At 73.7% G+C, this 19,428-nt stretch carries 22 protein-coding genes; 12 read left to right on the top strand and 10 right to left on the bottom strand.

Annotated features, from left to right (window positions below; all coding sequences use genetic code 11):
* Positions 1 to 81 precede the first annotated feature (81 nt).
* A complete protein-coding gene (locus CCO04_RS04260; protein WP_215812826.1) occupies positions 82 to 1,359 on the top strand; it encodes a sensor histidine kinase in 1,278 nt (425 codons plus the stop codon).
* A complete protein-coding gene (locus tag CCO04_RS04265) occupies positions 1,347 to 1,988 on the top strand; it encodes a response regulator transcription factor (protein WP_215812827.1) in 642 nt (213 codons plus the stop codon). The genes CCO04_RS04260 and CCO04_RS04265 overlap by 13 nt, the downstream gene beginning before the upstream one ends.
* 11 nt (positions 1,989 to 1,999) lie before the next feature.
* Here the strand turns inward: CCO04_RS04265 and CCO04_RS04270 are convergent, their stop codons facing one another.
* From CCO04_RS04270 to CCO04_RS04295, 6 genes are read right to left on the bottom strand one after another with little or no spacing between them, the layout of a single operon-like run.
* A complete protein-coding gene (locus tag CCO04_RS04270; protein WP_215812828.1) occupies positions 2,000 to 2,557 on the bottom strand; it encodes a hypothetical protein in 558 nt (185 codons plus the stop codon).
* Positions 2,558 to 2,572: 15 nt separating this feature from the next.
* A complete protein-coding gene (locus tag CCO04_RS04275; protein ID WP_215812829.1) occupies positions 2,573 to 2,752 on the bottom strand; it encodes a hypothetical protein in 180 nt (59 codons plus the stop codon).
* Positions 2,749 to 3,237, bottom strand: a complete 489-nt coding sequence (locus tag CCO04_RS04280) for a hypothetical protein (protein WP_215812830.1) — start codon at positions 3,235 to 3,237, stop codon at positions 2,749 to 2,751. Before CCO04_RS04280 ends, CCO04_RS04275 begins: the two co-directional genes overlap by 4 nt.
* Positions 3,234 to 4,391, bottom strand: coding sequence for a hypothetical protein (locus CCO04_RS04285; RefSeq protein WP_215812831.1), 1,158 nt, complete (start codon positions 4,389 to 4,391; stop codon positions 3,234 to 3,236). The genes CCO04_RS04280 and CCO04_RS04285 overlap by 4 nt, the downstream gene beginning before the upstream one ends.
* Before the next feature lie 15 nt (positions 4,392 to 4,406).
* A complete protein-coding gene (locus CCO04_RS04290; RefSeq protein WP_215812832.1) occupies positions 4,407 to 4,961 on the bottom strand; it encodes a hypothetical protein in 555 nt (184 codons plus the stop codon).
* 10 nt (positions 4,962 to 4,971) lie between these two features.
* The gene (locus CCO04_RS04295; RefSeq protein WP_215812833.1) at positions 4,972 to 5,658 is read right to left on the bottom strand and encodes a hypothetical protein; all 687 of its coding nucleotides are present in this window, start codon (positions 5,656 to 5,658) and stop codon (positions 4,972 to 4,974) included.
* A gap of 225 nt (positions 5,659 to 5,883) precedes the next feature.
* Between CCO04_RS04295 and CCO04_RS04300 the strand changes: the two genes are divergently transcribed.
* Positions 5,884 to 6,249: a MauE/DoxX family redox-associated membrane protein gene (locus CCO04_RS04300; protein ID WP_256448402.1), complete on the top strand. Its 366-nt coding sequence runs from the start codon at positions 5,884 to 5,886 to the stop codon at positions 6,247 to 6,249.
* 72 nt (positions 6,250 to 6,321) lie between these two features.
* Complete coding sequence (locus CCO04_RS04305) at positions 6,322 to 7,749, top strand: carboxyl transferase domain-containing protein (RefSeq protein ID WP_215812835.1); 1,428 nt, start codon at positions 6,322 to 6,324, stop codon at positions 7,747 to 7,749.
* Here CCO04_RS04305 and CCO04_RS04310 read toward each other — a convergent pair.
* Positions 7,742 to 8,116, bottom strand: coding sequence for a nuclear transport factor 2 family protein (locus CCO04_RS04310; RefSeq protein ID WP_215812836.1), 375 nt, complete (start codon positions 8,114 to 8,116; stop codon positions 7,742 to 7,744). The two genes, CCO04_RS04305 and CCO04_RS04310, sit on opposite strands and share 8 nt — an antisense overlap.
* 246 nt (positions 8,117 to 8,362) lie before the next feature.
* On the opposite strand from CCO04_RS04310, the gene CCO04_RS04315 reads away from it, so the two are divergent.
* The 4 genes from CCO04_RS04315 to CCO04_RS04330 all read left to right on the top strand — a co-directional run bounded on the left by CCO04_RS04315 (position 8,363) and on the right by CCO04_RS04330 (position 12,264).
* Positions 8,363 to 9,646, top strand: coding sequence for an adenylosuccinate synthase (locus CCO04_RS04315; RefSeq protein ID WP_215812837.1), 1,284 nt, complete (start codon positions 8,363 to 8,365; stop codon positions 9,644 to 9,646).
* Between the two features lie 154 nt (positions 9,647 to 9,800).
* Entirely contained in the window at positions 9,801 to 11,072 is a 1,272-nt protein-coding gene (gene purD, locus CCO04_RS04320) for a phosphoribosylamine--glycine ligase (RefSeq protein ID WP_215812838.1), read from the top strand.
* Complete coding sequence (locus tag CCO04_RS04325; protein WP_215812839.1) at positions 11,072 to 11,581, top strand: GNAT family N-acetyltransferase; 510 nt, start codon at positions 11,072 to 11,074, stop codon at positions 11,579 to 11,581. The genes purD and CCO04_RS04325 overlap by 1 nt, the downstream gene beginning before the upstream one ends.
* A 155-nt stretch (positions 11,582 to 11,736) precedes the next feature.
* Positions 11,737 to 12,264 carry a Uma2 family endonuclease gene (locus tag CCO04_RS04330; RefSeq protein WP_215812840.1) on the top strand — a complete coding sequence of 176 codons (528 nt, stop codon included), beginning with the start codon at positions 11,737 to 11,739 and terminating at the stop codon, positions 12,262 to 12,264.
* A gap of 7 nt (positions 12,265 to 12,271) precedes the next feature.
* On the opposite strand, the gene CCO04_RS04335 is transcribed toward CCO04_RS04330, so the two are convergent.
* Complete coding sequence (locus CCO04_RS04335; protein WP_215812841.1) at positions 12,272 to 12,688, bottom strand: SMI1/KNR4 family protein; 417 nt, start codon at positions 12,686 to 12,688, stop codon at positions 12,272 to 12,274.
* A gap of 39 nt (positions 12,689 to 12,727) precedes the next feature.
* Between CCO04_RS04335 and CCO04_RS04340 the strand changes: the two genes are divergently transcribed.
* From CCO04_RS04340 to CCO04_RS04355, 4 genes are read left to right on the top strand one after another with little or no spacing between them, the layout of a single operon-like run.
* A complete protein-coding gene (locus CCO04_RS04340) occupies positions 12,728 to 13,237 on the top strand; it encodes a GNAT family N-acetyltransferase (protein ID WP_215812842.1) in 510 nt (169 codons plus the stop codon).
* A 46-nt stretch (positions 13,238 to 13,283) separates the two neighbouring features.
* Entirely contained in the window at positions 13,284 to 14,702 is a 1,419-nt protein-coding gene (gene purB, locus CCO04_RS04345) for an adenylosuccinate lyase (RefSeq protein ID WP_215812843.1), read from the top strand.
* Between the two features lie 44 nt (positions 14,703 to 14,746).
* Positions 14,747 to 15,889, top strand: coding sequence for a DUF2306 domain-containing protein (locus CCO04_RS04350; protein WP_215812844.1), 1,143 nt, complete (start codon positions 14,747 to 14,749; stop codon positions 15,887 to 15,889).
* Positions 15,886 to 16,284 (top strand): SRPBCC family protein, encoded by a 399-nt coding sequence (locus CCO04_RS04355; protein ID WP_215812845.1) that lies wholly within the window; start codon positions 15,886 to 15,888, stop codon positions 16,282 to 16,284. Before CCO04_RS04350 ends, CCO04_RS04355 begins: the two co-directional genes overlap by 4 nt.
* Here CCO04_RS04355 and CCO04_RS04360 read toward each other — a convergent pair.
* The gene (locus CCO04_RS04360) at positions 16,271 to 16,588 is read right to left on the bottom strand and encodes an antibiotic biosynthesis monooxygenase (RefSeq protein WP_215812846.1); all 318 of its coding nucleotides are present in this window, start codon (positions 16,586 to 16,588) and stop codon (positions 16,271 to 16,273) included. The two genes, CCO04_RS04355 and CCO04_RS04360, sit on opposite strands and share 14 nt — an antisense overlap.
* 9 nt (positions 16,589 to 16,597) lie before the next feature.
* Positions 16,598 to 19,315, bottom strand: a complete 2,718-nt coding sequence (locus CCO04_RS04365; protein WP_215812847.1) for a hypothetical protein — start codon at positions 19,313 to 19,315, stop codon at positions 16,598 to 16,600.
* Positions 19,316 to 19,428 lie beyond the last annotated feature (113 nt).

Here is a 19,428-nt window from a genome sequence, read left to right on the forward strand (position 1 = left end):
GCGCGCGCTGGCCTGCACGCGAGATCAGGGGTAGCGCGTGCGCTACCCCTGATGGGGGCACCGGCTCCCTAGGCTGGCCGCATGCCCCGACCGGAGACCGCCTGGAGTGCCCTGCGCGGCAACCCGGTCCGGTTCCTGCTGTCGTCGTGGCCGTGGCGCTCGCTCGCCTACCTCGCCGGTACGGCGGTCGTCGGCCTCGCGCTCCTCCTCGTCCTGCTCGGGCTGCTGATGGCCGGCGCCCTGACCGCGGTCCTCGTGGTCGGCTTCGTCATCATCGGCGCGATCCCGGTGCTGTGCGTCGCCGTTCTCGCCCTGGAGCGGCGCCGGCTGCGCGTCGTCCAGCCGGACGCGCCGCCGCTCGGCGTCCCCCGTCCGCCGGTGGCGGGCCGCGGGGTGCGGGCCTGGGTGCGCCAGCGCCGCGGCGAGCCGCCGTCGGGTCGCGAGGCCGGGTACGTCGTCCTGCTGGTCACGCTGTTCTGGCTGGTCGACGCGATCGTGGTGTTCAACGCGGTCCTGCTCACCGGCGCCTTCCTGCTCGCGCCGCTGCTCGCCGCCGCCGACCAGGTCGTCGTCTTCGCCTGGACCGTCGAGTCGTTCGGCGAGGCGCTGCCGATGGCGCTGATCGGGGCGCCGATCGCCTACGTCCTCAGCGCCTACGCGCTGACCTTGCTCGCCGCCGGGCAGTCGGCGCTGGCCCGGCTGCTGCTGGCGCCGGGGGAGCGCGAGCTGGAGCAGCGGATCGGCCAGCTCCGCCGCTCCCGGCTCGACCTGGTCGACGCCTTCGAGACCGAGCGCAAGCGGATCGAGCGGCACCTCCACGACGGCGTCCAGCAGCGGCTGGTCGCGCTCAGCATGACGCTCGGCCGGGCCGAGCTCGACGTACCGGAGGGGCCGGGGCTGGACCTGGTCCGGCAGGCGCACGGTGAGGTGGAGGCGGCCCTGGCGGACCTGCGCGAGGCGGTCCGGGGTATCCACCCGCGGGTGCTCGTCGACCTCGGCCTCGCGGCCGCCGTACGGGAGGTGGCGGACCGGATGCCCATCCCCGTCACCGTGCGCATCGAGGCCCCGAGGCTGCCGGAGCCGGTCGAGGGCGCGGCGTACTTCGTGGTGAGCGAGGCGCTGACCAACGTCGCCCGCCACTCCGGCGCCCGCACGGCCCAGGTCAGCGGCTGGCTGCACGACGAGCACCTCGTCGTCACCGTCTCCGACGACGGCACCGGCGGCGCCCGGATCGGCGCCGGCAGCGGCCTGGCCGGCCTGGTGACCCGCCTCGACGCCCTCGGTGGCACCCTGACCGTACGCAGCCCCGACGGCGGGCCGACCGAGGTCAGGATGGAGTGCCCGCGATGCGTGTCGTGATCGCCGAGGACCTCGCCCTCCTGCGCGAGGGCCTGGTCGGCATCGTCGAGCGCGCCGGCCACGAGGTCCTCGCCGCCGTCGAGACCGCCGACGCCCTCCTGGCGTACGTCCGCCACGACCCGCCCGACCTCGTCGTCACCGACGTCCGCATGCCCCCCGGCCACTCCGACGAGGGCCTGCGCGCCGCCGCCGCCATCCGCGCCTCCCACCCCTCGATCGGCATCCTCGTGCTCTCCCAGTACGTCGCCGACGCCTACCTCGACGGCCTCCTCGACGCCCCCGGCCCCGGCGGCATGGGCTACCTCCTCAAGGACCGCGTCGGCCACGTCCGCGAGTTCCTCGACAGCATCGACCGGGTCGCCGCCGGCGGCCTCGTCGTCGACCCCGAGGTCGTCCGCCAGCTCCTCGCCCGCCGCCGCGACGACGGACCGCTGTCGGCCCTCACCGAGCGCGAGCGCGAGGTGCTCTCGCTGATGGCGGAGGGGCGCACGAACGGGTCGATCGCCGAGCAGCTGGTGGTGAGCGAGGCGGCGGTGCGCAAGCACGTGGGCGGGATCTTCGCCAAGCTGGACCTGGATCCGGAGAGTGACCGGCGGGTGTCGGCGGTGCTGACGTACCTGCGGGGCTGAGGGCGCTGGGCTCAGCGGATGAGTCGGATCCAGACGAGGACGGCCGCGAGAGCGACGACCAGGAGGACGAGGCAGCGGCGGAGGACGACGTCGTGCTCGGCGAGGAGACGGTCCCACTCGGGTGGCTGCGGGTGACCGTTGCGCGCCAGTGTCATCAACGCCCGGCCGCCCCCGAACCCGGCTCCCGCAACCAGGAATTCCACGGGGCCGGCGACCAGCGCCACGAGGGCGAGCAGGGCGTACGGCGCCGCGCTGGTGAGGTAGGTCCGCATCTCGGTGCCCATCTCCAGTCCGAACTGGAGAGCGCCGAACCGAGGCCCTGCCTCGACGATCCGCTCCGGCACCTGGCGGGCATTCTGGGGGAGCCGTAGGTGCAGCGCCCCGAGCTCGTGGAGCAGCACCAGGCCGAGCAGCACCACCACGGCACCGGCGACGACCGCGTCCGGGAGCACGGCGCGTGGCAGGGAGCCGAGCGCTGCGATCAATGTCGCCGTCGCGGTGCCGCCGACGACGAGCCCGCCGATGAACCATCCCTGGGAAGTACCCCGCCAGACCGACGAGGCCAGCATCGCTGAGTTGTGGCTTCAAACGCTGCCGGAGATGGCATAGCCCGCGGCGAGCGCCAGCACCAGCCAGGTACCGAGGGGCGTGGTCCCGCTCGGCGCGGCCAGATCGGTCTGCGCGACCACGAGCGCGGCCACCGCGAGCCCCACCGCCGGGGTCGCCGGATGGTGGATCGCGGACCGGGCCCGGTCGGGCGTCATCGGCCGGCCCGTTCTGCGGCCGTGCCGAGGACGGCCCGGACCGCATCGACCGAGCCCGCCGGGCGGATCGCCAGGACCTCGCCACCGGCGTCCACCACCGCCAGGGCGGGCTGCCAGCCGGGATCGAGTGCGTCGTACAGATCGCGGTCGACGACGGTGCGGAGCGGCCCCACGTCGTGCTGGGTCAGGTCGACGCGGGAGAGCACCAGCCGCTCGACGGATCGGTCGGCGCCCCCGGGCTCGATGAACGCCGGCAGCACGGAGGCGCAGATCGGGCAGTGGTCCGACACCAGCAGAACGCACGACAGGTTCGCGCCGTCCAGCGGCCGCAGCGCGGTCAGCTCGGTCGCACCGCGACGGCGCGCGCCCGCACGTCCGACCCGTCGCTCCAGGCGGCGCAGGTTCTGCTGCAGCCCGACGAGTGCGAGGACCACCAGCACCAGGGCGACGCCCTGGAGCACCACCACGGCGACCAACGGCGTCATCGGCGGCCCTTGCGGAGAAGCGCCGCGACCTGCTCGGAGGCCAGGGACACGTGCATCCCCCGGTTGCGGAACTGGGCGAGCCGCTCCGTCGTGCCGGTCTCGACGTTCCACACCCGCACGATCCCGGGACGCGAGCTGACGACGGCCAGCACCGCGGGAGTGATCCAGGTCTCCGGGGAGGTCCAGGTGCGCCGGAAGCCGTCCGCCGTCAGCAGCCCGACGAGGCGGCCGTCGCGCGGATCGACCACCACCACACCGTCGCGGTCGCCCTGTGCCCGGGTGCGCTTGGTCGCGTCGTGCCCGAACGCGAGGTAGCGACGGGCCCGAGGTGAGGGGCCCAGGAGCCGGGGGTACTCCAGCGGCTGGGCACCCACCCGCACCCCGTCGCGATAGCGCCGGATCTGGCCGTCGCCGGCCGGGTCCGCGCCCACCTCGAGAACCGTGCGCCGGTTCCTGACGTAGGTGGCCCCCACGACGCCGTACGCCGTCTCGCTCACCTTGCCCGTGCGCAGGTCCAGCTCGTACCCGAGCGACAGGGCCTTGTTGCGCGACACGAACTTCAACGCGTCGCCCTCGGGAGACCACTGCACGAAGACCGGGTCCCTGGTCGGGGTCGGGTAGCGCCGGTGCTCGCCGGTGGCCAGGTCGATGACCACCATCGCCCGGTTGCCGCCCTCGGAGATCGCGACCTGTCGGCCGTCCGGGCTCAGTGTGGGCACCGGCTCGCTGTGGAACGTGCCGTAGTCGTCCAAGGGGATGCGGCGCCACTGCGCGTCCGGGGTGACGATGAAGACCTGGTGGACCGGGTCGACGCCCAGCGGCTCATGGTCCTTCTCGGTCCAGGACTCCTGGGTGGCGGTGAGCAGGCCGTGTGGCACGGGAGCGTCTACCAGCGCGGGCGCGTTCCGGGCGTCGCGGAGGTCGAGCCGCAGGAGATCCCGATCGATGCCGGGCACCGGCCCGGTGTCGCGGAGCTCCGTGACCAGGCGGTCGGGGACGCGGATCTTGTCGACCGCCGTGGCTGTGGTCGCCGGCGGCGTCGAGGTCGGTCGCCGGTCCCGATCACCTTCGGGTGCCGTCGGTCCGGTGCAGGAGGTCAGCGCCAGCGTCGCGACAGCGACGATCGACGAGACCCGTGGAGCTAGTCGTTCCATCGTGACAGCTATCGGTCAGCTCGGCGGGAAGCGCCAAGGCAGCAGCCGCTGACAGGTGGATGCATGGGTGAAGACCTGGCGGCCGTTGTTGAACCGCCGGACCCGCCCGTCGGAGCAGCGTCGATCGCGTGGTTCCGGTCGGTGGCCGTCGGTGCGCCAGACCCAGGCGTTGCGGCTGAGGCAGCGCGGCTCTCGCGAGTACTGGGTGAAGTTGTAGGGCGCGTCGCCGTCCTGGCCCGACCGGTGGTAGCCGGTGCTGTCGCAGTAGTCGCCGCTGATGTATCCACTGGCGGCCCCATCGGGGTTGCACTTCTTCCAGTCATCAGCGGCTCCGGGGCGGTCCTTCCAGTTGGGGCAATCGCCCCAGTTCGACGGCGCGGCGTAGGACCGCGACAGACGTGCGACGCCCTCGAGCGACACGAGACCGACCGCCACGCCGAGGGCGAAGACGGACTTGAGCAGGGACCGTCGGCCGAAGTGCCGGGCGACGACGTCCGCACGGACCTGCGACCGGTCGGTGCGGGCGGGCGCCTCGGTCGCCGAGGGGACGGTGTCGATGTCGATCGTCATGACGGACCTCCTAGTTCAGCGACAGCTCGCCGAGACCGGCGAGGAAGCTCAGGGCAGCGGTGAAGCGGCCGGTCGGATCGGGGTGTTCCGGGAACAGGCTGGCGACGAGGGTCGGCGTGGCGAGCGTGAAGTAGGTCGAGTCCGCGATCGACTCCTCGTCGTCGTAGTTGACCTTCCACAGCTCGCCGACGTCGACGACCCGGCCCGACCAGGCAGGGATCTGGGCCAGCGCGTCCTCGGCGGGGCGCAGAGAGAGCGAGCCCACCCCCGGGACGTGGATCCCGAGGTGCCCCGGCCTGATCAGCCAGTCCTCCCCGGCCGCGGCGCGGACCTCGGGGCCGGTGGGATGGTCGACGAACACGAGGCCGCTGAGCCCGCGGAGCGGATCGACGTAGCCGCCCTCGTCCTCCGCAGGCAGCCACACCAGCGCCTCGTGGTGGTCGCCCCGCCAGAACGCGATGCCCTGCAGGTCGGGACGCCGGCTCTCCGCGACGTGGATGGTTCCGCCGCCTGCCTGGAGGACCTGGGTGACCTCGGCATCGAGGACGTGTTCCAGGATCCCGTCGGCATTGCCGCGCGGCGCGATGAAGACATCGCGGATCTGCAGCTCGTCGGGGACGGTGCCGTCGAGAACGCGGTTGCTCACCTTGACGATCTCGTCCCAGGGATGGGGGAACTCCGCCGTCAGGCTCGCCATCCGAAGGCGCCTGCCGTCCGCGGTCGTGAACTCGGTCGTGGCCATGGATTCACCTGCCTGTGCTGGGGGTGACTACCGTGCCAGGCGAATTGCCAGAATCCGTCTCCGAAGGGGAAGCAATGCGCAAATCGTCGATCGGGCGACGGCCGGCGGGAGTGCGCCGGTGACCTGCGTCGTCGTGCTGGCGCTCCTCGTGCCGAGTGCGCTCCTGGGTGGTCGGCCGTCCTGCATCTTGCGGGGCGCCCTCGATTTCATGCTGTCCTGGTGGCGCACCAGGTGCTGCCGTACCGGCTCACGGGCACGGTTGCCGCGCTGTTCCCCGTCGTGGAGCTCGTCCTCGGTGTGCTGAGCTCAGTACTGGCGGTCGCGGCGGGTGCCGATCGCTGGGGGCCGGCGTACACGGTGACGGCTGCAGCGGTGGCGACCGTCTACCTGGCGCTGGCCGGGTACGTCGCTCGACAGCTCCGCACGGCACCCGACGCGCCCTGCGGCTGCTTCGCCGGACGCCGTCCCAGTACGGCACGCACCGTGCTCCGTGCTCTCGCGCTCGGACTTCTTGCCGGGCTCGCCGGCGTCCTCGGGCAGCAGTGAGTCGCGGTGCGCTGGGCATTTCGGCAGTTGTTGCCCACGCCGACCGCTCCGGGATGTGATGGGGTGCCGGGCATGAGCGCCTCTCGCCGCTGGACCGCCCGTGAGCTGATCGACCTCGTCCTCGACGACGGTTCCTACGAGTCGTGGGACACCCCGGTCGACATCTCCGGCCACGCCGAGGCCTACCAGGCCGAGCTCCGGGCGGCCGCCGAGAAGGCCGGGACCGACGAGTCCGTGCTGACCGGGCGGGGCACGGTGCGGGGGCGGCCGGTGGCGTTCGTGGTCAACGAGTTCCGGTTCCTGGCGGGGTCGATCGGAGTCGCGGCGGCGACCCGCATCGCCGCCGCCGTGCGACGGGCGACCGCGGAGGGCCTGCCCGTCCTGGCGAGCACGTCCTCGGGCGGGACCCGGATGCAGGAGGGCACCCGCGCGTTCGTGCAGATGATCGAGATCTCCCGGGCGCTGATGGAGCACCGCGCGGCCGGGCTGCCCTACCTCGTGCACCTGCGCCACCCCACGACCGGCGGGGTGTTCGCCTCGTGGGGCTCGCTGGGGCACATCACCGTCGCCGAGCCGGGGGCGCTGGTGGGCTTCCTCGGGCCGAAGGTGTTCGAGGCGCTCAACGGCCGCCCGTTCCCCGAGGGCGTGCAGCTGGCGGAGAACCTCGCCGCCAAGGGGGTCATCGACGCGGTCATCCCGGCCGAGGAGCTGCCCGCGCTGGTCGACCACGCGCTCGGCGTGCTGGTCGCCCCGGCGACCGCGCCGGTGCTGGAGCGGCGTACGCCGGTCGTCGCGGGCACGCTGCTCGACCACCCGGTCTGGGAGGACATCGAGGTCACCCGGGCGCCCGGTCGGGTCGGCGTCCGCGACCTCCTCCGGTACGGCGCCGCGGGCACCCTGCGGCTCAAGGGGACCGACGAGGGCGAGCGTGACGACTCGGTCCTCATCGCGCTGACCCGGCTCGACGGGCAGCCGTGCGTGCTGGTCGGGCAGGACCGCTCGCGGCAGAGCCCGTCGACGCCCATGGGACCGGGCGCGCTGCGCGAGGCGCGACGCGGGATGAAGCTCGCCCAGGAGCTCGGTCTCCCGCTCGTCACCGTCGTCGACACTCCGGGCGCCGAGCTGTCGCCGGAGGCCGAGGAGGGGGCGATCGCGGGCGAGATCGCGCGCTGCATCGCCACCCTGGTCACGATGACCGTGCCGACCGTGTCGGTGATCCTCGGTCAGGGCTGCGGCGGGGGCGCGCTGGCGCTGCTGCCGGCGCGGACCGTGCTGGCCACCGAGCGCGGCTGGCTCTCGCCGCTGCCGCCCGAGGGCGCGAGCGTGATCGTGCACGGCGAGCCCTCGCGGGCCGCCGAGATGGCGGCCCAGCAGAAGGTCGGCGCGCTCGACCTCCTCGCCGCGGGCGACGTCCACGGCGTCGTCCCGGAGCGCGCGGAGGACACCGCCGAGACGCTGGCCCGTGCGGTCACCGCCGAGGTGGCCGCGCGACTCAGCTGACGACCATGTCCTCGCCGGCCCAGAACGCCCGCATGCTGGTGATCCGGCCGTCGTCGTCGAAGGTCATCACGTCGATGGGCGCGAGCGTGTAGGTCTGGTCGCCGGCCTTGGTCGCCAGCTCGAAGGCGAACGCCGCCTCGTTGCCCGCGACCCGGGCGAAGAGCAGCCGGCCCTCCTGCTCCAGGCCGTCGAGCGTGCCGTAGAACTCCGCGATCTGCTCGTGGGTGGTGCGCACCTCGGAGCCGACCGGGTCCTCGAGGGTGGCGCCGTCGGCGTACAGCGCGACGACGTCGGCGGAGCTGCCGCCGGCGACGAGGTCGACGTACTTCTGGATGGTCTCGAGGATGGTCTCGCGGCTGGCGCCCATGGGTCGCTCCTGGTCGTCGGAAAGTAGAACGTGTTCTCGTTGTCCCCGAATCTAGCGGGAAGGTCGCGTTTTGGTAACGTGACGCCGCAATGCTTCAGCAGCAGGGGAGCGAAGCGACCGACTGCACGAGCCCCGGTCCTTGCCGGGGCTTCTTGCATGTCCGAGAGCAAGAAGCAACACAACTGGTGCGTTGAGCAGCCGTCCGCGCGGACGGAGGGACTCCGTCTGTAGCGAAGGAGCAACCAGATGCCTGCAATCGTGATCGTCGGAGCCCAGTGGGGCGACGAGGGCAAGGGCAAGGCCACCGACCACCTGGGCAGCCAGGTCGACTACGTGGTGAAGTTCAACGGCGGCAACAACGCCGGCCACACGGTCGTCATCGGTGACGAGAAGTACGCCCTCCACCTGCTGCCCAGCGGCATCCTCACCCCCGGCTGCACCCCGGTCATCGGCAACGGCGTCGTCGTCGACATCGACGTGCTGTTCCAGGAGATCGAGGGCCTCGAGGCGCGCGGCGTCGACACGAGCCGGCTCAAGCTCAGCGCCAATGCGCACGTCATCGCCGACTACAACCGGACGATCGACAAGGTCACCGAGCGCTTCCTCGGCTCCCGCAAGATCGGTACGACGGGCCGCGGCATCGGGCCGACGTACGCCGACAAGATGAACCGGATCGGCATCCGGGTCCAGGACCTGTTCGACGAGAAGATCCTCACCGCCAAGGTCGAGGGCGCGCTCGAGCTCAAGGGCCAGATCCTCACCAAGATCTACAACCGCCGGGCCCCCTCGGTGGAGCAGACCGTCGAGGAGCTGCTCGGCCACGCCGACCGCCTCGCGCCGTACGTCTGCGACACGGGGCTGCTGCTCAGCCAGGCCCTCGACCGCGACGAGGTCGTGCTGATGGAGGCCGGCCAGGCCACCCTCCTCGACGTCGACCACGGCACCTACCCGTTCGTCACGTCCAGCAGCGCGATCTCCGCCGGCGCCTGCACCGGCACCGGCATCCCGCCGACCCGGATCGACCAGGTCATCGCGATCGCCAAGGCCTACACGACCCGCGTCGGCGAGGGCCCGTTCCCGACCGAGCTGCACGACGAGAACGGCGAGTTCCTGCGCAAGGCCGGCTGGGAGTACGGCACCACCACCGGCCGCCCGCGTCGCTGCGGCTGGATGGACACCGTCATCACCCGCTACGCCGCGCGCGTCAACGGCGTCACCGACTTCGTGCTGACCAAGCTCGACACCCTGACCGGGCTGGCCGAGCTGCCCGTGTGCGTCGCGTACGACGTCGACGGGGTCCGCCACGACGAGATGCCGGTCAACCAGACCGACTTCCACCACGCCGTACCGATCTACGAGAACCTGCCGGGCTGGACCGAGGACATCTCGGGCTGCCGGTCGTTCGAGGAGCTGCCGAAGAACGCGCAGGACTACGTCGAGTTCGTCGAGGCGCGCTCCGGCGCCAAGATCTCGGTGATCGGGGTCGGTCCCGAGCGCGAGCAGGCGGTCGTGCGGCACCCGCTGCGCTGACCCGCGCACGAACAACCGAACGGCCGTGGCGGGTGTCCGCCACGGCCGTTCGCGTTCGCTGCCCCGGAAGCTCACGGGGATCTGCATCCCGGGAACCCGCTCGAAAGGGGTGCGCGGTCGCGGGCCGGACGCGCCGCTTCTAGGATCGACGTCCGTGAAGACCCTCGTCATCGGCACCGGCGGCCGCGAGCACGCGCTCGCCCTCGCGCTCTCCCGCGACCCCGGGGTGAGCGAGGTCCACGCGGCCCCGGGCAACCCCGGCATCGGCGCCTTCGCCACGCTGCACCCGGTCGACCCGATGGACGGTGCCGCCGTCGCCGCGCTGGCGGTCGAGCTCGGCGCCGACCTCGTGGTGGTCGGGCCCGAGGCGCCGCTGGTCGCGGGCGTCGCGGACGCCGTACGCGCGGCGGGGATCGCGGTCTTCGGGCCGTCCCGGGCGGCCGCCATGCTCGAGGGGTCCAAGGCGTTCTCCAAGGAGGTCATGGCCGCCGCCGGCGTGCCGACCGCCGGGTCCTTCACCTGCACCACCACGGACGAGGTCGCGGCAGCGCTCGACGCGTTCGGCCCGCCGTACGTCGTCAAGGACGACGCGCTCGCCGCCGGCAAGGGCGTCGTGGTGACCCGCTCGCGTGACGAGGCCGCGGCGCACGCGGCGGCCTGCGGGCGCGTGGTGATCGAGGAGTTCCTCGACGGGCCCGAGGTCTCGCTGTTCGCGGTGTGCGACGGCGCGACGGCGTACCCGCTGCAGCCGGCGCAGGACTTCAAGCGGATCTTCGACGGCGGCCGCGGCCCCAACACCGGCGGCATGGGCTCCTACTCGCCGCTGCCGTGGGCGCCCGCCGACCTCGCCTCCGTCGTCATGGCGCAGGTCGTCCAGCCGACCCTCGACGAGATGAACCGGCGCGGGACCCCCTTCGTCGGCTGCCTGTACGTCGGCCTGGCGCTCACCGCCGACGGCCCGCGGGTGATCGAGTTCAACTGCCGCTTCGGCGACCCCGACATCCAGCCGGTCCTCGCCGTGCTGGAGTCCCCGCTGGGCCAGCTGCTCGCCGCCGCGGCCCGCGGTGAGCTGGCGTCGGTGCCGGCGCCGGTCTTCCGGGACGCCGCCTCGGTGACCGTCGTCCTCGCGTCGGCGGGCTACCCGGAGTCGTCGTCCAAGGGCGACGTCATCACGGGGGTCGGCGCGGCCAACGGGGTCAGTGACGTCGACGTCATCCACGCCGGTACGGCGCTCGCCGACGGCTCGCTCGTCACCGCCGGTGGCCGCGTGGTCGCGGTCCGGGCGATCGGGTACGACATCGCCGACGCGCGCGCCCGGGCCTACGCGGCGGCCGACCTGATCCGCTTCGACGGGCTGCAGCGGCGTACGGACATCGCGGCGGAGCCCCTCGGTGCGATCGAGGGCGCCTCGCTCAAGGACGAGTGATGGCGGCCGTCGTACGGGCTGCCGTCGACGGGGACCTCGACGCGGTCGCGGGCATCTACGCCCGCGAGGTGGCCGAGGGCCACGCCACCTTCGACGTCGACCCGCCCGCCCGCTCGGTGTGGGAGGCCAAGCTCGCCTCGACGCACCCCGGCGACCACTTCCTGGTCGCCGAGGCCGAGCCCGGCGGCCCGGTCGTCGGCTTCGCCTACTCGGGCGCCTTCCGCGACCGCGGTGCGTACCACCACACCCGTGAGGTCACCGTCTACCTCGGCGCCGGCGCGACCGGTCGCGGCCTCGGCCGCCTCCTGTACGACGACCTGCTCGCCCGGATGACCGCCGCGGGTATGCGTACCGCGCTGGCCTGCATCGCGCTCCCGAACGACGCCAGCGAGGGGCTGCACCGCGCGTGCGGGTTCGAGCGGCAGGGGGTGCTGCGCGAGGTCGGGCGCAAGCACGGGCGGTGGATCGACATCGTGTGGTGGCAGAAGATGCTGCTCCCAGAGGCCTGAGCGCTCGAGAAACCGCAGGTCAGCGCGCTGTCTGTGGACAACGCGTGGTCGACGTTTCGCGTACCTCCCCGGAGGGTGAGCCTTTCCCCGACCCGATGGCCGGGTCATCATGGGAGAGGAGTTCCGGTGTGTCCGTCTCGGTGTCAGGAGTCTCGGTGGAGGCAGTGCAGTACATCCCGATGTCGTGGGAGGAGTACCTCGCCACGCCGGAGCATCCCCGCCACGAGTGGGTCGACGGGGTGGTCGTGGTGAGCCCCGACCCGATCTGGCGCCACCAACGCATCGCGCGCCGATTGGCCAACCTGTTCGACCAGGTCGAGAACCTCTACGGCTCGAGCTCCGGCAACATCAAGCTGCCCGGCAACCGGGTCCGGATCCCCGACGCCTACGCCACCATGCAGCCCGAGGGTCTGTTCATCGAGCGGCCCGTCCTGGTGGTCGAGGTGCTCTCGCCGAGCACGCGCACCGAGGACCTGGTCCGCAAGGCACCCGAGTACGCCGCCGCGGGCATCAGCCAGTTCTGGGTCGTCGATCCGGAGCGGCGCACCCTCGAGGTGCACCACCTGGTCGACGAGGGCTGGGAGACGCTGGTGCTCCTCGACGACCACCGCCCGCGCGCCGAGATCGCGATCGCGGACCACGGCGTCGTCACGGTCGATCTGCCCGACCTCCTCGATGGCTGAGCCCGCCTCACGCGTGCACGTTGTCCGCGACGAACGTCCGGAAGTCCGGCGCCAGCGCGTCCACCCGCCCGCTGTCGTGGTCGAGGATCCGCACCGCGCCGTCGGCCGCGATCCAGATCGGGTTGCCGGCGCCGTCGTCGGCGATGACGAGGCCGTCGACGACCGCGCCGTGGGCCTCGCGGGCCCAGGTGGTCAGCTCGACGCAGGTCTCGCGGCCGAGCAGCGAGGAGTGGTCCCACAGGTGCACGGCGACGCCGACGAAGCAGCCGCCCCAGCGTGCCGCGAAGTCGGCGAGGTCCGGGTCCGGGGTGAGGCCGAGGGGAGCCAGCCGGGCGGCGAGCTCGTCGGGCGGGATCGGCCGGCCGGCGCCGTACGTCGTCACGGCGCGGGCGATGCGCGCGACCAGGTCGTCGTCCAGGGCCATGGCGTGACCCTAGATCCATCGGCCTGGCACAGTGGCGCCATGGTCGAAAGCGCGCACCCGGGTACCGCGTCCGGCGTCCTCACCACCCGGCTCAGCCTGGTCCTGTGGGACGCCGACACCGTCGCCGACATCAAGGCCGGCCGGCGCCGTCCCGAGTGGCACGCCGACTTCCCGCGCGAGGACGACGAGGGCGCGGCGACCCTGTGGCGCGACGGCGACCCGTGGGGGCCGCGGTCGATCGTGTCGCTCAAGCAGCAGCTGGTGATCGGGTCGATCGGGTTCTTCGGGCCGCCGCAGGACGCGGCCGACGGGGTGGCCGAGGTCGAGGTCGGGTACGGGCTGGTCGCGCCGGCGCGGGGGTACGGGCTGGCGAGCGAGGCGCTGGGGGCGCTGCTGGAGCGGGCCGACGGGGCCGGCGTACGGGTGCGGGCGTCGATCGCGCCGACCAACGCGGCGAGCCTGCGGGTGGCGGCCAAGGCCGGGTTCACCGAGGTGCGGGGCAGCACCGAGGACGGCGAGATGGTGCTGGTCCGGCCCGTCCGCGCCTGAGCGGGCGAATCGGCCCGGGCGCCGGCACGTGGGAGAATGGCCCACCGTGACCGTGCCGAACGTCCTCGCCACCCGCTACGCCGCCGCCGACCTCGCTGAGATCTGGTCGCCCGAGCACAAGATCGTCCTCGAGCGGCGGCTGTGGATCGCCGTCCTCAAGGCGCAGAAGGACCTCGGTATCGACGTCCCCGACGGCGTGGTCGAGGCCTACGAGAAGGTCGTCGAGAACGTCGACCTGGCGAGCATCGCCGACCGGGAGCGGATCACCCGGCACGACGTGAAGGCGCGCATCGAGGAGTTCGCGGCGCTCGCGGGTCACGAGCACATCCACAAGGGGATGACGAGCCGGGACCTGACCGAGAACGTCGAGCAGCTCCAGGTCCGGCAGTCGCTCGACCTGCTGCGCGACCGGGCGGTCGCGACGCTGGCCCGGCTGGCGCGGCTGGCGGCTGAGCACGAGACCACCGTGATGGCGGGCCGGAGCCACAACGTGGCCGCGCAGGCCACGACGCTCGGCAAGCGGTTCGCGACGGTGGCCGACGAGCTGCTCATCGGGGTGGAGCGGATCGAGCAGCTGCTCGCCCGCTACCCGCTGCGCGGCATCAAGGGTCCGATGGGCACCGCCCAGGACATGCTCGACCTGCTCGGCGGGGACGCCGACAAGCTGGCCGACCTGGAGCAGCGGGTGGCGCGCCACCTGGGCTTCGAGCGGGTGCTGACCAGCGTCGGCCAGGTCTACCCGCGCTCGCTCGACTTCGACGTGCTGTCCGCGCTGGTCCAGCTCACCGCGGCGCCGTCCAACCTGGCGACGACGATCCGCCTGATGGCCGGCAACGAGATCGTCACCGAGGGCTTCAAGGAGGGCCAGGTCGGCTCCTCCGCCATGCCCCACAAGATGAACACCCGTTCCTGCGAGCGGGTCAACGGCCTCGCCGTGGTCACCCGCGGCTACCTCTCCATGGTCGGCGAGCTCGCCGGCGACCAGTGGAACGAGGGCGACGTCTCCTGCTCCGTCGTACGACGGGTCGCGCTGCCCGACGCCTTCTTCGCGGTCGACGGCCTCTTCCAGACGTTCCTGACCGTGCTCGACGAGTTCGGTGCCTTCCCGGCGGTGATCCAGCGCGAGCTCGACCGCTACCTGCCGTTCCTGGCGACCACCAAGGTGCTCATGGCCGCGGTCCGCAACGGCGTGGGCCGCGAGGTCGCGCACGAGGCGATCAAGGAGGCCGCGGTCGGGACCGCCCTCGCGATGCGCCAGGGCCAGGCCGAGAACGACGTGTTCGCCAAGCTCGCCGCCGACGAGCGGCTCGGCCTGACCGCCGAGCAGCTCGCGACGCTGGTCGCCGAGCCGATCACCTTCACCGGTGCCGCGGTCGCCCAGACCCAGGAGGTCTGCCGGCAGGTCGCCGCGGTCGTCGAGGCGCACCCGGCCGCGGCGGCCTACACGCCCGGCGCGATCCTCTGACCTCGGGCACGACGCCGGGACCCTCGGCGTGGACGCTGCCCCGGGTGGCCTTCTGGGTGGTGGCGGTCGTGGCGATCGGCTACTTCCCGCTGGCCTTCACCTACGGGTGGCACTTCTTCGCCGCCGACGCACCGCGGCTCCAGGACCACCTCCAGGGTGCGGTCGTCAGCCACGACTTCGCGTTCGGGCACGGGTCGGTGGTCCAGCTGCGGGCCGAGGACTACCGCGAGCACCGGGTCGTGATGCTCGTGCACACGAGCACCGGGGCGCTCGCGCTGGCCCTGGCGATGCTGCAGTTCTCGCCGCGGCTGCGCGCCCGGCGTCCCGCCGTGCACCGGTACGTCGGTCGGGTCTACCTCGCGCTCATGGCGACGAGCATGCTCGCGGCCTACGCCTTCCTGCTCGGCAGCCCGGCCATCGACTACTTCGGCGGCTCGGCGTTCGACCTCCAGCTCTGGGGCCTGGCCACGGGTACGTTGGGTTCGGCGGCCTACGCCCTGTGGGCGATCCGGCGGCGCGACGTCGTCACCCACCGCGCCTGGATGACGATGAACATCGCGTTCATGCTCACCGCGCCGCTGCTGCGGGTGCTGTGGGTCGGGCTCGGCCGGATCGACGAGGGGCTCGAGCTCATGGCGAGCCTCGACTCCGGCGCCTCCACGCTCGCGATCGTGGCGCCCGGCGGCGGCGCGATCGCCTTCCTGCTGACCCAGCGGGCGACCCGGCGCGCGGACGTCGCGCCGAACGCCCGCCTCCAGTACGTCGCCGCGGTCGTCGTCTCGGCGCTCGGCTCGCTGTGGCTGCTCGACCGCTTCGGCCGGCTGCCCGCCGAGGCGCCGGGCGCGATGGTCTGGGCCGGGCACCTGCTCCCCGCCTGGGGGCTGCTCGCGATCTGCCTCGCCGGCGCGGTCCGGGCCGGCCGGGCCGGTCAGGGGATCGGTGAGCAGCGCTGGCGGTGGCTGGCCTGGGGGGCCGCGCTGGCCACGCCGGTGACGGCGCTGGTCGTGGTGGCCGCGACGCCGTCGTACGGGCTGGTCGACGGGTTCCTGGCCGGCCAGATGCTCGCGCCGGTGACGCCGATCCTGGTCGCCTTCGCGCTGATCGTGCACACCGCGGCGCCGCGCCGCCGGGTCCGCGGCACTGCGGCCGCCCCGGCTGAGGAGCGGGCTGGCACGATCGTGGGGTGACCCGGATCGTCGTCGCCTTCCCGGTCCCGCGGGAGCGGGCGTTCGACTACCTCGCCGACCCGCGCAACCGGCCGGCCTGGCAGTCCTCGCTGCGGGCGGTCGCCGGGGTGCGGGACGACGACAGCGCGTGGACCGACGTGACCGTGGTCCCCGGCATCCGGCCCCGGATGCGCACGACGCTCAGCGAGCCGCCGTACCGGTGGGTCGAGGAGGGCGAGTGCGGCCCGTTCCGGGCACGCCTGGAGCTGCGCTTCGACGAGGACGCCGCCGGCTGCCGGGTGACCGCGGACTTCGCGGTCCGCGGCCTCCGGGTGGGCGGCCTGGTGACGTGGGGGAGCAGGGCGGCCGTGGCGGCCGACCTGCGCCGTGCGGCGCGGCTGCTCAGCCGCCCTTGACGTCGAGGACGACCTCGAACTCCAGCAGGTCGGCGCCGGTCGCGACCGGCTTGCGGGGCGCCTCGCCCGGCTTCTCGGCGTGCGCGGCGCGGCCCTGGCCGTCGCGCCAGGCGGCGAACGACTCCTCGTCGGCCCACTGGGTGACGACGAAGTAGCGGTCCTCGCCCGCGGTCGGGCGGAGCAGCTGGAAGCCCAGGAAGCCCGGCGACCCCTCGACCGCGCCCGCGCGGGCGGCGAAGCGCTTCTCGAGCTCGGGGCCGGCGCCCTCGGGGACCTGGATGGCGTTGATCTTCACGACGGACATGTCTCGACCCTAGGCGCGCCGGGCCCGGCGCAGGCACACGGCCCCGGCCGCCAGGAGCAGGACGGCGAGCAGGCCGTGCCTCCAGCCGACCGCGGAGCCGGTGGCGGGCAGGGCGCCGGCGTCGGCCGGGTCCCCGCCGCCGTGACCGCCGTTGCCGCCGTGACCGCCGTTGCCGTTGCCGGCGCCGTCACCGGGTCCCCCGGGGGTGCCCGGCGTGCCCGGGGTGCCGGGGTCCCGGGGCGTGACGGTGAGCGTGGCGGTCCCGGTCACCGTGTCGCCCGGCGCGGCGAGCAGGGCCCCGAACCGGCCGGACGCCAGGCGCTCCGGTGCGGCCGGCGCCGGGACGACGTACGAGCCGGTCACGGTGAGCTCGCCAGCCGAGGTCGCCCCGCAGGCGTTGGCCGAGCAGGTGCCGGGCGCGGTGCTGGTGAACGTGGTGGCGCCGGTGAGGTCACCGGTCTCGTTGCCGTAGGCGTCGAAGCCCGCGGCGGTGAAGGCCCGGGTGCGACCGGCCTCGATGGTGGCCCGGCCGGGGCTCAGCGTGATCCGGTCGACCGGACCCGCCACGACGGTCAGGCGTGCCTCGGCGCTCTTGCCGTCCAGGGTGCCGGTGACCGGGTAGGTCGCGGCGACCGTGCTGGAGCACCGCTGGGCGACGCAGGTCGCGCCCGGACCGGGGGCGAAGGTGGTCCGGTCGGTGACGTCGTCGATCACGTTGTCGTAGGCGTCGTACGCCGTCGCGGTGAGGTCCACGGCCTCGCCGGCGGGGACGGTCGCCGTCGCCGGATCGAGCCCGATGCGGTCGGTGGGGCCCGGGACGACGATGAGGAGGGCCGTGTAGAGCCACTGGAACTCCTCGTTGACCGGCTGGCCGTTCAACCCGCCGATCCGGATGACGTAGACGCCCGCTCGTGTCGACCCGCAGACCGTGCCGGTGCAGCTCGCGCCGGCGCTCGCCTGGAGCTCCAGGGCGTCGATGCCCGTGGACCCCTCGGCCAGGTTGCCGTAGGTGTCGAGGATCCCGGGCGCGAACGCCTGGGTCTCGCCGGCCCGGATCACGGCCGCGGAGGGAGCCAGGCCGGTCGCGACCCGGTTGCCGTCGGACACGACCACGAAGGTGGTCGTCGCGGTGAGGTCGCCGAGGTGGGCGGTCACGGTGTGCCGGCCCGCGGCGGTGGAGGTGCAGGTGGCGCCGGTGCAGCCGAGGGAGCGCTCGCCGAACGGCGTCCGCAGGGTGCCCGCGCCCTCGATCTCGAGCCGGGCGTCGTCGGTGACGGTGCCCAGCGGCCGGCCGTCCGCGGCGTAGGCCCGGACCACGAAGGTCCCGGGCGTGCCCGCGGGCGTGCTCGCGGCGGTGGGGGCCACCTCGATCCGGGCGATCCCCGCGGTGGGCCGCTCGTCCGGGTGCACCCGGAGGGTCGCGGTCGCGGTCCGGCCGCCCTCGGTGGCGGTGACGGTGTAGGTCCCCGCGGTGGCGGCCGTGCAGGCGTTGTCGGTGCAGATGCCCGGCGCACCGATCGTGTACGTCGCCCCGGGCGCCGGCGTGCGGTTGCCGAAGGAGTCCACGAGCGCGGCCCGGAAGTCCTGGCTCGCGCCGGCGGTGACGGCGGCCTCAGCCGGGCTCACGACGAGACCGGTCGGTGCGCCGGGCGCGACCTCGACCTCGGTCGTGGCGCTCAGGGTCGGGTCGTCCAGGAGGGCGACGACGGAGTACCGCCCGGCCCGGTCGAGGGTGCAGGTGGCGGCCGGGCAGGGGACCGAGGCCCCGAGGTCGGTGACGCCGTGGTCGTCGACGGGCGCGACCCGGAAGGCGGCGCGGTCGGTGACGTCGAGCGTGTTCCCGAGGGGGGTGCGGCCGGCGGCGGTCACCGCGAACGGCGTACCGGCGGTCACGGGGCCCGGCGGACCGGTCACGGAGAGGCCGTTGAGCACGTGGCCGCCGACGGTCAAGGTGGCCGACGCGGTCACCGCGGGGTCGCTCGGATCGGTGACCGTGACGGTGTAGGTGCCGGGGGTGGTCGGCTCGCAGCGCGCGCTGTGCCCGCTGGCGAGGCACGCGAGCCCACCGCTGGCGGTGTAGTCGACGGTGTACGCCAGCTCGGTCCGGTTCCCGTACCGGTCGACGCGCAGCGCGCTGAAGACCTGGGCGTCGCCGATGCCGATACTGGCGGCGCTGGGCTTCAGCGTGATCCCGGCGGTCGGTCCCGGGGTGACCTGGAGGCCGGCGACGGCGGAGAAGCGGTCCCACCGCGCCTTGACCACGGCGACGCCGGCCCGCGTCGTGGTGCAGGACCCGGCGGTGCAGGACCCGCCGCCGACGACCTCGTAGTCGGCCTCGGCGGTGACCTCGCGCAGCCGCGTCCCGTCGGCGTCGACGCTCCACACGGCGAAGGACGCCGGCTCACCAGCGACGGTCGAGGCCGTCTCGGGGGTGAGGGTGATGCCGGCCGGCCGGGCCGTGGCGGGCGCGGGCGCCTTCTCCGGGGCCGGCTCGGCCTCCGGGGACGGCGTCGGGGTCGGGGTCGGATCGGCCTCCGGGGACGGCGTCGGCTCGGGCGTCGGCGTCTCGGGCGTCGGCGTCTCGACCGCGGCGGTCGGCGCCGGGGAAGCCGGGGCAGCCGGGTCCGGGGTCGGGTCGTCGGCCATCGCCGGCGTGATGCCGGCGAGCAGCACCAGGGTGGCCGCGCCGAGGGCGAGGACGGCGGCCGGGCCGCGACGTGAGGACATGAGGAAGGCTCCGATCGGGGGATGCCGCGGGCCGAGCAGGCCGCGGCGGCTCTACCGAACCCCCTGACCCGATGCCGGGCAACGCCTCCGGGGGACAAGTCGCCCCGAAAGTC

Source organism: Pimelobacter sp. 30-1 (assembly GCF_018831735.1).
In the GTDB taxonomy this organism is placed as follows: Bacteria; Actinomycetota; Actinomycetes; order Propionibacteriales; family Nocardioidaceae; genus Nocardioides.

What these genes read in the sequence shown, in the direction of transcription:
- CCO04_RS04260 (WP_215812826.1), top strand. Translation starts at nt 82, where the DNA reads ATGCCCCGACCGGAGACCGCCTGGAGTGCCCTGCGCGGCAACCCGGTC.
- CCO04_RS04265 (WP_215812827.1), top strand. Translation starts at nt 1,347, where the DNA reads ATGCGTGTCGTGATCGCCGAGGACCTCGCCCTCCTGCGCGAGGGCCTG.
- CCO04_RS04270 (WP_215812828.1), bottom strand. Translation starts at nt 2,557, where the DNA reads ATGCTGGCCTCGTCGGTCTGGCGGGGTACTTCCCAGGGATGGTTCATC.
- CCO04_RS04275 (WP_215812829.1), bottom strand. Translation starts at nt 2,752, where the DNA reads ATGACGCCCGACCGGGCCCGGTCCGCGATCCACCATCCGGCGACCCCG.
- CCO04_RS04280 (WP_215812830.1), bottom strand. Translation starts at nt 3,237, where the DNA reads ATGACGCCGTTGGTCGCCGTGGTGGTGCTCCAGGGCGTCGCCCTGGTG.
- CCO04_RS04285 (WP_215812831.1), bottom strand. Translation starts at nt 4,391, where the DNA reads ATGGAACGACTAGCTCCACGGGTCTCGTCGATCGTCGCTGTCGCGACG.
- CCO04_RS04290 (WP_215812832.1), bottom strand. Translation starts at nt 4,961, where the DNA reads ATGACGATCGACATCGACACCGTCCCCTCGGCGACCGAGGCGCCCGCC.
- CCO04_RS04295 (WP_215812833.1), bottom strand. Translation starts at nt 5,658, where the DNA reads ATGGCGAGCCTGACGGCGGAGTTCCCCCATCCCTGGGACGAGATCGTC.
- CCO04_RS04305 (WP_215812835.1), top strand. Translation starts at nt 6,322, where the DNA reads ATGAGCGCCTCTCGCCGCTGGACCGCCCGTGAGCTGATCGACCTCGTC.
- CCO04_RS04310 (WP_215812836.1), bottom strand. Translation starts at nt 8,116, where the DNA reads ATGGGCGCCAGCCGCGAGACCATCCTCGAGACCATCCAGAAGTACGTC.
- CCO04_RS04315 (WP_215812837.1), top strand. Translation starts at nt 8,363, where the DNA reads ATGCCTGCAATCGTGATCGTCGGAGCCCAGTGGGGCGACGAGGGCAAG.
- CCO04_RS04325 (WP_215812839.1), top strand. Translation starts at nt 11,072, where the DNA reads ATGGCGGCCGTCGTACGGGCTGCCGTCGACGGGGACCTCGACGCGGTC.
- CCO04_RS04335 (WP_215812841.1), bottom strand. Translation starts at nt 12,688, where the DNA reads ATGGCCCTGGACGACGACCTGGTCGCGCGCATCGCCCGCGCCGTGACG.
- CCO04_RS04340 (WP_215812842.1), top strand. Translation starts at nt 12,728, where the DNA reads ATGGTCGAAAGCGCGCACCCGGGTACCGCGTCCGGCGTCCTCACCACC.
- CCO04_RS04360 (WP_215812846.1), bottom strand. Translation starts at nt 16,588, where the DNA reads ATGTCCGTCGTGAAGATCAACGCCATCCAGGTCCCCGAGGGCGCCGGC.
- CCO04_RS04365 (WP_215812847.1), bottom strand. Translation starts at nt 19,315, where the DNA reads ATGTCCTCACGTCGCGGCCCGGCCGCCGTCCTCGCCCTCGGCGCGGCC.